We start from the raw sequence: 13,045 nt of genomic DNA, 5'->3' as shown, positions 1-13,045 counted from the left end.
TTATGCCTGATGACGGGACAAATCTGGTACACTCGGTGCTACTCCTTATTAGTAATGCTATGGCTATACAACATGAAGATTGGTCTCTTTTACGGCTCCAGCACCTGTTATACCGAAATGGTGGCAGAAAAAATCCGCGACATTCTCGGCGAAGAATTGGTTGATTTGCATAATCTGAAGGATGTCAGCCCCCGCTTGATGGAGGAGTACTCCATCCTGATTTTGGGCATTCCCACCTGGGATTTCGGGGAGTTACAGGAGGACTGGGAAGCTATCTGGCCACAGTTAACCGCGCTTAATCTCAAGGGAAAGATTGTCGCCATGTATGGTATGGGAGATCAATTCGGTTATAGCGAATGGTTCCTCGATGCCCTTGGCATGTTGTACCACCATATTGCGCCGCTGGGCGTGAAATTTATCGGTTTTTGGCCAACGGCAGGATTTGAATTTACCAGCCCTAAACCGCTCAGCACCGATGGTGAACACTTTGTCGGCCTGGCGTTGGATGAGGTCAATCAATACGATTTGAGTGACGCGCGGATCGAGCAGTGGTGCGAGCAGATCCTGTTAGAGATGGACGCCCTGCTCTAATTACCCCGACACTGAAAATCAAAAAAAAACGGGCACTCGTGTGCCCGATTTAATCCAACCTTACTTCCACAACCGGAATTTATCTTGAGCGCCGCCACCCGCTGGCGTGGCTTCGATCGCCATCTCTTCAGCTTTAACTGCGGCTTCCGTGCCCGTTGACTCACTATTTTTTGCGCCAGTAAAACGTTGTGGTGAAGCCACTTGATACCAGTCCAGCCTTCGTGTGAGTACCATCACTGCCGCCAAAACAATAAACAGCAATCCGGCCCCGAGTAGCAGTGCATTGTCTTCGGATTGCAGCAAGCCAAACAACACCCCGTACAGCAGTAATAGGCCACCAGCAAACAGCAGACCACGTAACCAGCCGCCCAAAACAGCACTCAGATAGATAGCAATCAGTGCACTGCAACTCAGACTGGCGATAATATAAGCCAAGGTGAAACCAAGGTGTTCTGAGAATGCCAGCAGCATCAGGTAGAACAGCACCAGCGCCGCACCCACCAGCAAATATTGAATCGGATGGACGCGCAGTGAGGTCAGGCTTTCAAACAGAAAGAAGCTGAAAAATGTCAGACCGATAAACAAAATGGCATATTTGATCGCACGCTCAGTGAGCTGATAGTGGTCAACTGGCTCAATCAGGCTGGTGGTGAATGCCGGTAACTCCTTGAAATCAAAAAGTGAACCGTCGCTGGCAAAGTTGATATTCATGCTATTGGCCAGCCAGTTACTGCTCCAGTGCGCACGAAAACCATTTTCATCCACTTTGCGCTGCATCGGCAGGAACTCGCCGACAAAATTAGGGTGTGGCCAGTTGCTCTGCAAGGTCAGCTCACTGCTACGCCCAACCGGCACCACCGAGAGACTGTTGGTGCCGGTCAGGGTCAGTTTAAAGTCGATATCAAATTTGCCCTGCTGAATCTGTGCCCGTGTCAGCGGTGCATGTACCCCTTGCGCCACGCGCCCCAGAAAAGCCCCCGGCTCGAAGTTGATTCTTTCACGGCCCAGTGTCAGCGGCGAAATCTGCTGGATACCCCGTGAATCACTCAGTGCCAATACCAGCGACGGTGCGCCGATAATGACGCCATCACGATCTAAATCATCTAGTGAGGAGGGTTCAAATTGACCATGGAAATAGAGTTCACCTTGGTATACCTGCGCTTTATAAATACCCAGTTGGCGCACTTCTACATTTGGCGCGCCCTTGACTGTCATGACCTCGGGCAGTAAGTAGCGATGGCGGCTGACCCGCTGGCCCTGCTTCTTACCGTCCACTTCCGTTTCCACCCATTCGCTGTAGGGCACCACAATCAGCGGGCCAAGGATCTTCTGCGATCGGCTGGTGCTGTCGCTCACTTTATCAATCACACTCTGCCGATAGCCGCTGCGCTCATTGATAACATTCAGCAACATCTCTTTCGGGATCATCATTAACAAAATTAAGCCCAGTAGTGTGGCTATTTTCCAAAACAAAACAGATTTGAACATGGCTTGCGCTCCTTTTAAGGTCAGGGGAGCAGCTTAAGAGAGTGAAGTGAAAGGAGAATGAGGCTATGTGAAGCGAAAGTGAAGTCAGCGGATCAGACGCTATTGAGCGGCAACGTCAGACGGGCGCGCACCCCTTGTGGTTGGCGATTTTCCAGGGAAATGCTCCCTTGATGAATAGCGGCGACTTCGCGCACAAAATTCAGCCCCAGCCCGGTGCTTTTAGGGCTATTGGCCCTGGGCAGCGAGTAAAAACGGTCGAAAATCTTCTCTTGGGCATAATCAGGAATACCGCTGCCACTGTCCTCAACCGTGATCAGATATTCAGTCGTTTGCCGCTCACCACGTAATGTCACTTCGCCCCCCACAGGGGTGAAATCCAGTGCATTATCAATCAGATTGGTCAACGCCTGGCTCAGCAACAGAGCATCACCCGTTAATAGCGCACTATCGGCACCTATTAGCCGCAAACGAATGCCGCGGCTGACCGCCTGTGCTTCTTTGCCGCTGAATGTCTGCTGCAAGATGTGGCTGACCTCCAATGGGGAGAGTTGCAGGTCTACCCGGCTCTCCAACCGCGCCTGAATCAGCATTTTATCCACCAACTGCTGGATGCGCGCACTTTGCTGCTCGATATTAAGCAGGAAGCGCTGAGCCATGGCGGGTGGCGGAGATTCGTGCAATAGCTCAGCAGCCCCCGTGATGGCCGCCAGCGGGCTTTTCAGTTCATGAGTTAGCGTATGAACATATTGTTCGATATAGGCTTTACCATCCAATTTAAGCCGCATACTTTCCAACGCCCGCGCCAAATCATTCAGTTCGCTGCTCCCCATGGCGGGCAGCGCCACTGATTGCCCCTCGGCAACTCGCTCGGCGTAATTCACTAATTTGCCAATGGCCCGGTTGATCCACCAGACAAATCCCAAACCAATCAGCAGCGCAATGCCCAGCAAAATCCCACCAGCTAACAAGATCTTACGTTCACTGCGTTTGATAACTGGGGCCATGGAGATATTGGGTTTACCCACACTGAGCACGCCAATAATTTTGTTCTCAACCATGACTGGTGCTGCCACATACATCACCGAGCTTTGCTCATCATGGGGGTCGGTGCGGCTACTACGCGCGCCATATTCACCGCGCAACGTCAGCCAGACGTCATTCCAGCGCGAATAATCCTGCCCCACTGATTTGCCTGACGAATCAAAAATTACTCGCCCGTCAGCATCGGTTAGATAGACCCGATATTCGTTACGATCCTTGCGGATACCTTCAATATTGGCCCCGATGGGGCGCAGATTCAGCGACGCAAAAGCTTGCGCCAGTTGGCCCCCTGCAACTCTATTTTGTAGCATGTCTTGGCGGGCGAACTGTGCCAGCAAGGTCGCGGTATCCACCAAGGTGCCTTCGGTGGCGCGCCGCACGCCGGGCTTAACTTCCTGCACAAAAATACGAATCACAAAGTAACCGGCAATGGCGACTATCAAAAAGTAACCCAGCAGCAGACGTACGCCGATCTTCATAGGACACTGATCTTCATAGTAATAAGCTCATGGGCGAGGACTCATCATCGGCAAGTTAGGGTTGATACGTCAGGCTATAGCCCAACCCGCGATGGGTGCGGATCGGTGACTCTTCATCGTAAGTCATGCGCAGTTTTGAGCGCAGAGTTTTGATGTGAGTGTCGACAGTGCGATCCTGGCTCTCTTCCGCCTGCGCCCAGACAATATCCATCAGTTGTTGGCGTGAGAATATGCGCTCAGGTGCCAGCAATAAGGTTTTTAGCAGCAGATATTCATAGCGCGTTAGCCATAACACTTGTTGATGATAGGTCACGCGCGCGCTGGCTTCATTCAGCGTGAAATGACCAAATTGGTGTAACGCGGCAGGTACAGGGAGCGTTTGTGACTTCTGTAAGCGCCGCAAGACGGTACGAACTCTGGCGCTCACTTCGCGGGGCGAGAAGGGTTTAGCAATATAGTCGTCAGCACCAATTTCCAGGCCGACAATCCGGTCCAGCTCTTCGCTACGAGCTGTCAAAAAAACCACTGGCAGTTCCGGCATTTGCGCCAATAGACGGCGGCAGAGGTCAAAACCGTTGATATCAGGCAAGCCGACATCCACGATAGCCAGTGCAGGCGGCCCGTTAGCCAGTGCCGCTAGCGCCGGCTCCCCCCGGTCAAACCACCGGAGGGTAAAACCTTCGCTTTCCAAAGTATAAATCAGCGTGTCGGCAATACTCGGCTCATCTTCCACCAGCCAAATCAAAGGCTTCATCGATTCAAACCCTCATCAGCATCAAAGGAGTGACGCAGTAGCAGGCAGAGTTGCCGCCACTCATCTTCTGACATGCTATCAGCCGCCAGCCATAAACGCTTACGGATAGAGTGGTTATTTGCCTGTTTTAAGCTCAATAACACCCCATAACGGGTGATCCAGGGCTGTTTAACGACCATCCATTCGAGCCTTTTCCATAGCACCAGATTGCCGGGTTTAAGCCTGATTTCACCCTGACAGGAGGTGATGTTTTTCTGGCTGCGGATACACTCAAACACCACCAGTGTCAGCAATACTAACCATAGCGCGGTATAGCCCTGAGGCCAGGGTGCGACCAAGGTGAGTATCACCAAAACACCGTGCGTCAATAACGAGAAAAGTTGAGTGTGCCAGGATACCCGCAGGTCACATCGCCACTGGGCCACGGGCTTTATTTCGTGCTTGAATCAATTTGACCATCTGACGCAGCTCACTATCCTGCGGCTCCCCATGATTCATCAGCCAGTTAAATAAATCTGGGTCATCGCACTCGAGTAAACGAATAAAAACCTGCTTCTCATTATCACTCAAGCCATCATATTCATATTCGAAAAACGGCATGATAGAGATATCCAGTTCACGCATACCACGGCGGCACGCCCAGTGAATACGGGCTTTATTATCGATTTCCATGTCCTGATTGACTCCTCAATGAAGGATGCTGATAGGTTAAAGGCGCTATAGTGCTGTTTTTTCAACTATATCCAACACTCCGCCACAAAATCTGCGGCTATTGTACCTCAGATAGGGGGAGTGCGGAGATTGGATAATAGTGGTAAATCCGTAGAATAACCGCTTGCAAAGCTACCCGGCTATTTTACCATTAGGGCATAAGCCCACAGCACCCACCTCATTGGCAGGTACTTTTCAATTTGCAGGTACAGCATGACATATAATACTCCGTTCGCTGCACAACCGCCGGTCGCCTCCTCCGAGCTGCCGTTAACGCTGATCTCACTTGAGGATTGGGCACTGGTAACCTTAACCGGCGCTGATCGAGTCAAATATCTGCAAGGGCAAGTGACCGCAGATATTGACGCCCTGCCCGCTGATCAACATATTCTTTGCGCCCATTGTGATGCCAAAGGGAAGATGTGGAGCAACCTGCGGCTGTTTCACCGTGGTGAGGGGTTGGCGTTTATTGAACGCCGCAGCCTGCTTGATAACCAGCTAAGTGAGCTGAAAAAATACGCGGTGTTCTCTAAAGTGGTGATTACCGCACAACCCGAGGCGGTGTTATTGGGTGTTGCGGGCGCACAGGCCAGAGCCGCGCTGGCAGAGCTGTTTGCCGAATTACCTGATGCCGAGCATCCGGTGGCCCAGCAAGGGAGTAGCACACTGCTGCACTTCTCGCTGCCTGCCGAACGTTTTCTGTTGGTGACGGATGCAGAGCAGGCACAGCAACTGGTTGATAAACTGGCTGACCGTGCGCAGCTTAACAACAGCCAGCAATGGTTGGCGTTGGATATCGAAGCTGGCTTCCCAATCATTGATGCGGACACCAGCGCGCAATTTATACCTCAAGCCACGAACATTCAGGCGTTGAATGGCATTAGCTTCAGTAAAGGGTGTTACACCGGGCAGGAGATGGTCGCCAGAGCAAAATACCGTGGTGCCAACAAACGTGCGCTGTACTGGCTCGCGGGTCAGGCCAGCCGCGTACCGGCAGCCGGTGAAGATTTAGAGTGGCAGTTGGGTGAGAACTGGCGTCGCACCGGTAGCGTGCTGGCAGCAATTCAGCTCAGTGATGGTCAGGTGTGGGTTCAAGCGGTACTGAATAACGATCTGGCGGCAGAGAGTGTGTTGCGGGTGCGTGATGATGCAGATAGCGTGCTTTCTATTCAGCCGCTACCTTATTCGCTGGCCGAAGATAAGTAATATTGGTATGCCTATATTGAGGTCGGTTATCTGGCCTCAATATTATCTATATTTATCAAAATATTATCTAGAGGAGTCAAACGTACAAATAGATCGCCATAAAGTGGCAGACACTGCCGCCTAATACAAAACCGTGCCAAATGGCATGACCGAAACGGATGCGTTTCGAGGCGTAGAAAATCACTCCCAGGGTGTACAGCAAACCACCGATCGCCAGTAGCGCCAGCCCGCCAATCTCAAGCTTCACCGCTAACTGATAAATCACGATCAATGATAACCAGCCCATTGTCAGATAAGTGACCAGTGACAGCACTTCAAAGCGGTGAGCAAAGGCCAGTTTGAATATCACGCCAACCAGCGCCAGCCCCCAGATAACCGCCATTAAGCCCCGCGCCAAAGGGGAATCCAGCCCCACCAGCAGAAACGGTGTATAGGTTCCGGCGATTAAAATGTAAATGGCGCAGTGGTCAAACTTCTGTAGCCAGAGTTTCGCTTTGCGGTGTGGAATTGCGTGATACAAGGTGGAGGCCAGAAACAGCAAAATGATGCTGCCGCCATACAGGCTATAACTGGTGAGCGCTTTGGTATCAGCCCCGCTATCCACGGCTTGCACCAAGAGCAATACCAACCCGATAATACCGAGCACCACACCAATCCCATGGCTGATGCTGTTGGCTATCTCTTCTGCCCAAGGGTAAAGCGGGGTCGTGGGTGCCGCTGGCATATCTGAGATTACTGGTGTAGATGATTTATTCTTCAATACTAATTATCCTGAATATTATTTGTTTTATCGTGTTTAGCTATTATCTCATCCGGTGAGCGCGGTAGCAGAGTATCCAGTTGCACAAAAATACCGCACTCAGATTAACTGAGAATGATTCCAGTGTACACGTGTACGCTTAAATATTCTGTCAGCACATGTAAGTTGCCATGTCGGCGGCGCATCATTCAGGAGAATAGCCGCAAACCCCGGTCTATTTATCTCCCACCCGCCAGATCCAATACACTGCCAGTGACATAAGAAGCTTGGTCTGACAGCAGCCAGACAATGGCTTCCGCCACTTCTTGCGGATGGCCCCCACGTTTCATGGGTAGCAAATGTTTAACCCGATCCACTCGCCCCGGTTCGCCGCCGCTGGCGTGTATATCAGTATAAATTAAGCCCGGTCGCACCCCATTGACTCTGATGCCCTCGGCGGCCACTTCCAGCGACAAACCGGTGGTCAGCGTATCAATCGCCCCTTTGGAGGCGGCATAATCCAAATATTCTCCCGGCGCGCCGAGACGAGCGGCGGCAGAAGAGACATTAACAATCGCGCCGCCATGACCTCCGTGGCGAAAGGCCATGCGCTTAACGGCTTCGCGGCTACATAAGAAATAACCGGTCACATTGGTGGTCAGCACCCGATTGATGCGCTCGGCGGTTAGCCCTTCAATGCTGGATTGCGTAAACAGAATACCGGCATTATTGACCAACGCGGTGAGCGGCCCTAGCTGCGCTTCAAGTTGCTCAAACAGCGCGACAACTTGTAGCTCATCGGCAATATCAGCCTGTAGTGCCACCGCCAAACCGCCCGCTGCGGCAATCTCGGCCACCACCTGTCGAGCTGCCTGTTCGTCATTGATATAATTGACCGCTACCCGATAACCCTGTTTTGCCAGTAGCAATGCGGTAGCACGGCCAATCCCCCGACTGCCGCCCGTCACCAATGCAACTTTCTTATCCATTCCCAACCACCCTATTCCAGCGTAAATATTTACTCAATTTGAGGAGTAAGCGTAGCCATTCACCAAGAAAATACCAATAAAAACAAAAGGGCCGCTTACGCGACCCTCCATTTTATAGACAACTGCAACAGGCGCTATTCGTAATCAGCAATCGGCACACATGAGCAGAACAGATTGCGATCGCCGTAAACATCATCCAGACGTTTTACCGTCGGCCAATATTTGTTCTCCATCACACCGGCGATGGGGAATACCGCCAGTTCACGGCTGTAAGGGTGCTGCCAGTCACCAACCAATTCAGCCTGGGTATGAGGCGCATTCACCAGCGGGTTATCTTCCAGCGGCCATTCGCCGTGGGCCACTTTTTCGATCTCCGCACGGATCGCCAGCATGGCATCAATAAAGCGGTCCAGTTCAACTTTGCTTTCAGATTCAGTGGGTTCCACCATCAACGTCCCTGCAACAGGGAAGGACATGGTCGGCGCATGGAAGCCGAAATCAATTAATCGCTTGGCGATATCCATTTCGCTGATGCCAGTCGCCTCTTTCAGCGGGCGAATATCCAGAATGCATTCGTGCGCCACGCGGCCATCATGACCGGTATACAGCACCGGATAGGCCCCTTTCAGGCGGATTGCAATGTAGTTGGCATTCAAAATCGCCACCTGACTTGCTTGCTTCAGGCCATCGGCCCCCATCATGCGGATGTACATCCAGCTGATTGGCAAGATAGACGCGCTACCAAATGGTGCCGCAGAAACCGCCCCTTGCTGAGTGGTCATGCCATCAATTTGCACCACACTATGGCCGGGAACAAATGGCGCTAGATGGGCTTTGACGCCAATTGGCCCCATGCCTGGCCCGCCACCGCCGTGTGGGATGCAGAAAGTTTTGTGCAGATTAAGGTGGGATACATCCGCGCCAATATAACCCGGTGTGGTGATCCCCACCTGCGCATTCATGTTCGCGCCATCAAGGTAAACCTGACCACCAAACTGATGCACAATCTGGCAAACTTCACGGATCGTCTCTTCGTACACGCCGTGGGTGGAGGGGTAAGTCACCATAATACATGACAGCTCATCACCGGCTTCACCCGCTTTCTGGCGCAGGTCGTGTAGGTCAATATTGCCTTGCTTATCACAGGCCACCACCACCACCGACATCCCCGCCATCTGTGCGGAAGCAGGGTTAGTGCCGTGGGCAGAGCTTGGGATCAGGCAAATATGGCGGCTCGCCTGATTGCGACTCTCATGGTAACGGCGGATCGCCAGCAGACCGGCATACTCCCCTTGTGCGCCCGAGTTCGGCTGCATACAGACGGCGTCATAACCGGTCAGTTGCACCAACCATTGTGACAGTTGACCAATCATCTGCTGATAGCCCGCCGCTTGCTCTGGCGGGCAGAATGGGTGCAGCTCAGCGAACTCCGGCCAGGTGATTGGGATCATCTCAGCGGCAGCATTCAGCTTCATGGTGCAGGAACCTAGCGGGATCATCGCCTGATTCAGCGCCAAATCTTTGCGCTCTAAACGATGCATATAGCGCATCATTTCGGTTTCGCTGTGGTAACGATTAAAGACCGGGTGAGTCAGGATCGGCTCCTGGCGCAGCATTGAAGGCTGAATCGACTGGCTGTGCTGGCTGACGTTGGCATCAAGCTGGTCAATGTCCAAGCCGTGATTATCACCAGCTAACAGGGCAAACAGCACCTGAATGTCTTCGCGAGAGGTGGTTTCATCCAGCGTGATACCTACTGCGCCATGAATGTCAGTGCGCAGGTTAATACCAAAACTCAATGCACGGGTCATTACCGCGGCTTTGTCTTTGACATCAACCGTCAGGGTATCAAACCAGTGCTGGAAGCGCAGAGTCAGACCCGCTTGCTGCAAACCCGCCGCCAAAATATCGGTCAGACGATGAATACGGCCAGCAATGCGCTGCAAGCCCTGTGGGCCATGGTAGACCGCATACAGGCTGGCGATATTGGCCAGTAGCACCTGAGAAGTACAGATATTGGAGTTGGCTTTTTCGCGGCGGATATGTTGCTCACGGGTTTGCATCGCCATGCGCAGCGCAGTGTTACCCGCAGCATCGCGCGATACCCCAATAATCCGGCCCGGCATTGAGCGCTTAAATTCATCACGGCAGGCAAAGAAGGCGGCGTGTGGGCCGCCGTAGCCCATTGGCACACCAAAGCGCTGAGCGGAACCAAACACCACATCAGCCCCCTGTTTGCCCGGCGCAGTCAGCAGCACCAACGCCATGATATCGGCGGCAACACTGGTAATAATTTTGCGTTTTTTCAGCTCAACCAACAGCGCACTGTAGTCATGCAGCTCGCCGGTGGTGCCCACTTGTTGCAGCAGTACGCCGAAGATACCTTCCAACTCCAGCACTTTTTCCGCACGATCAATGATCACTTCAAAACCAAAGGTTTCAGCGCGGGTCAGTACCACATCCAAAGTTTGTGGGTGAACGTCATCGGCGACGAAGAAGCGGTTCGCGTCTTTCAGCTTACTGGCGCGTTTAGCCAGCGCCATGGATTCTGCCGCTGCCGTGGCTTCATCCAGTAAAGAGGCGGACGCCAGATCCAGACCTGTCAGGTCTTGGGTCAATTGCTGGAAATTGAGCAGCGCTTCAAGGCGGCCTTGAGAAACTTCTGGCTGATAAGGGGTATACGCGGTGTACCAACCCGGATTTTCCAGCATGTTGCGCAGGATAACCGGTGGCGTCAGAACCGGGCTGTAGCCCATGCCAATATAGGATTTATAGCATTGATTCTGGCTGGCAATCCCTTTCAGTTCCGCCAGCGCCTGATGTTCAGTGGCGGCATCACCCACCGGTGGCGGGCTGGGCAATTGGATATCTGCCGGAACAATCTGCTGGATCAATGTACTTAACGAGCTGGCACCCACGGCGGCCAACATCTGTTGCTGCTGTTCAGTTGAGGAGCCGATATGGCGCTGAATAAAAGCATCGTTATGTTCAAGCTGGCTGAGATTCTGAGTCATTGCTACAAATTCCTGAATAGGGCATGGGACGGGAAATTAGGCTGATTTCAAAGGGCGTTATTGTTGCAGACAGTTTGGACTCGGACAGCGCACAGAAACCGGAGCGTACACCATGACCTTGTAAATCATGGCTACGTGAGGATTTCGAGCACTGCCCAGGTTCAAAATGGCAAATAAAATAGCCCTTACTCGTCGATAGCCGCCAGATAGGCATCAGCATCAAGCAAATTTTCCAGTTCGCTCTCATCTGACGCTTTAATGCTAAACAGCCAGCCATCAGTATAAGGCGCGCTGTTCACCAGCTCTGGTGAGCTTTCCAGTTCGGTATTGACCGCGACTATCTCACCGCTAATTGGCGCGTAGATATCGGATGCCGCTTTAACTGACTCAGCAACAGCACAGTCGCTGCCCGCTGAAACATCACTGCCCACTTCTGGCAAATCAACAAACACCATGTCGCCCAGTAACTCCTGCGCGTGTTCAGTGATCCCGACACTATAGACGCCATCACCATCGGCACGAACCCACTCATGGGAAGAGGCATATTTTAACTCTGCTGGTACATTGCTCATTGCTGCAACTCCAATTAATTTGGCTATAGAGCCAATATTTAGGCTCGTATAAGCTGGAATGATGACAAATAGACTTACTGCACGACCGGCTTACCGGCCCGCACGAAACCCGGTTTTGTGACGCGCACTGGCATTTCACGATTACGAATCTGCACTACGGCACTCTCGCCGATACCGGCAGGCACACGGGCCAGCGCAATACTGAAACCCAGTGTTGGCGAGAAGGAGCCGCTGGTGATAACTCCCACCTGCGCCTGACCCGAGGCATCAGTAAAATGCACCGGCAGCTCATTACGTAATACGCCTTTTTCGGTCATGATCAAGCCGACCAGTTGCTCAGTTCCATTAGCACGCTGCTGCTCCAGTGCTTCACGGCCAATAAACTGGCGATCTTCCGGCAACCAGGCCACCGTCCAGCCCATATTGGCGGCTAATGGGGAGACAGATTCATCCATCTCTTGGCCATAGAGATTCATACCCGCTTCCAGCCGCAGAGTGTCACGTGCACCCAGGCCCGCAGGTTTCACGCCAGCGGCGAGCAGTTGTTGCCAAAACTCAACCACCTGCTCTTTTGGCAGCGCGATTTCATAGCCCGCCTCGCCAGTATAGCCAGTGGTGGCGACAAACAAATCACCCGCCTGAATACCAAAGAATGGTTTCATTCCTGCAACGGCTTGTTGCTGCTCAGTGGTCAGTAAAGTGGCTACTCGCTGTTGCGCTGTAGGGCCTTGTACGGCCACCAGCGCCAGATCGTCGCGCACAGTAATCTCAACCTGATACGGCTCAGCATGCTGAGTGATCCAGGCCAGATCTTTGTCACGAGTGGCGGAGTTAACCACCAGGCGGAAATAGTCTTCGCGGAGGAAGTAGACAATCAAATCGTCAATGACACCGCCGGACGCATTCAGCATCCCGGTGTAAAGGGCTTTACCCGGTTGGGTCAGTTTGGCAACATCATTGGCTAACAGGTAGCGGAGGAATTCACGGGTACGCGCGCCGTGCAGGTCGACTATCGTCATGTGAGAAACATCAAACATACCGGCATCCTGGCGCACGATTTGGTGCTCGTCGATTTGCGAGCCATAATGCAGTGGCATCATCCAGCCATGAAAATCTACCATGCGCGCACCGCACGCCACGTGTTGGTCATACAGCGGGGTCTGCTTAGCCATCTTTTCCCTCAAACTGTTTCATGTAATGAGTGTTTAGTATCGGCTCCAAACCCCCAGTAAAAACGGGTATGAGCACCGCTACGCAAACGATACCTTTTACCCAACGTTATCACCGAATCTATCGGGTAACCATAAGCTAAAATAAGCAATGACAGGCAGTGAAGGTATAAAGTGCAGGGCTATTATGCAGAGTTTTCCACTGCAAAACTGCGCACATAGGCACATAATTAACAATTAAGCAGTGAAAGTAACGATGTTATATAACCAAACAATCAAAACCCTGCCAGAT

General features: G+C 52.4%; 12 protein-coding genes. 2 read left to right on the top strand and 10 right to left on the bottom strand.

Features of this window, described 5'->3' with window-relative positions; translation table 11 throughout:
- Positions 1-72: 72 nt before the first annotated feature.
- On the top strand, positions 73-591 hold the full coding sequence (fldB, locus tag AACW11_RS03550; RefSeq protein ID WP_212585983.1) for a flavodoxin FldB: 519 nt from the start codon (positions 73-75) through the stop codon (positions 589-591).
- A 60-nt stretch (positions 592-651) separates the two neighbouring features.
- On the opposite strand, the gene creD is transcribed toward fldB, so the two are convergent.
- From creD to sdhE, 5 genes are all read right to left on the bottom strand, one after another.
- Complete coding sequence (gene creD / locus AACW11_RS03545) at positions 652-2,079, bottom strand: cell envelope integrity protein CreD (protein WP_212585982.1); 1,428 nt, start codon at positions 2,077-2,079, stop codon at positions 652-654.
- Between the two features lie 92 nt (positions 2,080-2,171).
- Positions 2,172-3,599, bottom strand: coding sequence for a two-component system sensor histidine kinase CreC (creC, locus tag AACW11_RS03540; protein WP_212585981.1), 1,428 nt, complete (start codon positions 3,597-3,599; stop codon positions 2,172-2,174).
- Positions 3,600-3,654: 55 nt separating this feature from the next.
- Positions 3,655-4,353, bottom strand: a complete 699-nt coding sequence (gene creB / locus AACW11_RS03535; RefSeq protein WP_212585980.1) for a two-component system response regulator CreB — start codon at positions 4,351-4,353, stop codon at positions 3,655-3,657.
- Positions 4,350-4,778 (bottom strand): protein YgfX, encoded by a 429-nt coding sequence (locus tag AACW11_RS03530; protein WP_212585979.1) that lies wholly within the window; start codon positions 4,776-4,778, stop codon positions 4,350-4,352. The genes creB and AACW11_RS03530 overlap by 4 nt, the downstream gene beginning before the upstream one ends.
- Positions 4,759-5,025: an FAD assembly factor SdhE gene (gene sdhE, locus AACW11_RS03525; protein WP_004706797.1), complete on the bottom strand. Its 267-nt coding sequence runs from the start codon at positions 5,023-5,025 to the stop codon at positions 4,759-4,761. The genes AACW11_RS03530 and sdhE overlap by 20 nt, the downstream gene beginning before the upstream one ends.
- A gap of 252 nt (positions 5,026-5,277) precedes the next feature.
- Between sdhE and ygfZ the strand changes: the two genes are divergently transcribed.
- The gene (gene ygfZ, locus AACW11_RS03520) at positions 5,278-6,270 is read left to right on the top strand and encodes a tRNA-modifying protein YgfZ (RefSeq protein WP_212585978.1); all 993 of its coding nucleotides are present in this window, start codon (positions 5,278-5,280) and stop codon (positions 6,268-6,270) included.
- 76 nt (positions 6,271-6,346) lie between these two features.
- On the opposite strand, the gene trhA is transcribed toward ygfZ, so the two are convergent.
- The 5 genes from trhA to gcvT all read right to left on the bottom strand — a co-directional run bounded on the left by trhA (position 6,347) and on the right by gcvT (position 12,756).
- Complete coding sequence (gene trhA / locus AACW11_RS03515; protein WP_212585977.1) at positions 6,347-7,030, bottom strand: PAQR family membrane homeostasis protein TrhA; 684 nt, start codon at positions 7,028-7,030, stop codon at positions 6,347-6,349.
- Between the two features lie 218 nt (positions 7,031-7,248).
- Complete coding sequence (locus AACW11_RS03510) at positions 7,249-7,998, bottom strand: SDR family oxidoreductase (RefSeq protein WP_212585976.1); 750 nt, start codon at positions 7,996-7,998, stop codon at positions 7,249-7,251.
- Positions 7,999-8,132: 134 nt separating this feature from the next.
- Positions 8,133-11,012 (bottom strand): aminomethyl-transferring glycine dehydrogenase, encoded by a 2,880-nt coding sequence (gene gcvP / locus AACW11_RS03505; RefSeq protein WP_212585975.1) that lies wholly within the window; start codon positions 11,010-11,012, stop codon positions 8,133-8,135.
- A gap of 185 nt (positions 11,013-11,197) precedes the next feature.
- Positions 11,198-11,584: a glycine cleavage system protein GcvH gene (gcvH, locus tag AACW11_RS03500; protein ID WP_005279332.1), complete on the bottom strand. Its 387-nt coding sequence runs from the start codon at positions 11,582-11,584 to the stop codon at positions 11,198-11,200.
- Positions 11,585-11,658: 74 nt separating this feature from the next.
- On the bottom strand, positions 11,659-12,756 hold the full coding sequence (gene gcvT, locus AACW11_RS03495; RefSeq protein ID WP_212585974.1) for a glycine cleavage system aminomethyltransferase GcvT: 1,098 nt from the start codon (positions 12,754-12,756) through the stop codon (positions 11,659-11,661).
- Between the last annotated feature and the right edge of the window lie 289 nt (positions 12,757-13,045).

The sequence above is a fragment of the Yersinia sp. Marseille-Q3913 genome (assembly GCF_963892745.1).
GTDB classification, from domain to species: domain Bacteria; phylum Pseudomonadota; class Gammaproteobacteria; order Enterobacterales; family Enterobacteriaceae; genus Yersinia; species Yersinia bercovieri.
The sequence above is the reverse complement of the archived record's forward strand: the minus strand, read 5'-3'. Positions and strand labels throughout refer to the sequence as shown.

Coding starts and splice junctions, on each gene's coding strand:
- fldB (WP_212585983.1), top strand. CDS start 73: ATGAAGATTGGTCTCTTTTACGGCTCCAGCACCTGTTATACCGAAATG.
- creD (WP_212585982.1), bottom strand. CDS start 2,079: ATGTTCAAATCTGTTTTGTTTTGGAAAATAGCCACACTACTGGGCTTA.
- creC (WP_212585981.1), bottom strand. CDS start 3,599: ATGAAGATCGGCGTACGTCTGCTGCTGGGTTACTTTTTGATAGTCGCC.
- creB (WP_212585980.1), bottom strand. CDS start 4,353: ATGAAGCCTTTGATTTGGCTGGTGGAAGATGAGCCGAGTATTGCCGAC.
- sdhE (WP_004706797.1), bottom strand. CDS start 5,025: ATGGAAATCGATAATAAAGCCCGTATTCACTGGGCGTGCCGCCGTGGT.
- ygfZ (WP_212585978.1), top strand. CDS start 5,278: ATGACATATAATACTCCGTTCGCTGCACAACCGCCGGTCGCCTCCTCC.
- AACW11_RS03510 (WP_212585976.1), bottom strand. CDS start 7,998: ATGGATAAGAAAGTTGCATTGGTGACGGGCGGCAGTCGGGGGATTGGC.
- gcvP (WP_212585975.1), bottom strand. CDS start 11,012: ATGACTCAGAATCTCAGCCAGCTTGAACATAACGATGCTTTTATTCAG.
- gcvH (WP_005279332.1), bottom strand. CDS start 11,584: ATGAGCAATGTACCAGCAGAGTTAAAATATGCCTCTTCCCATGAGTGG.
- gcvT (WP_212585974.1), bottom strand. CDS start 12,756: ATGGCTAAGCAGACCCCGCTGTATGACCAACACGTGGCGTGCGGTGCG.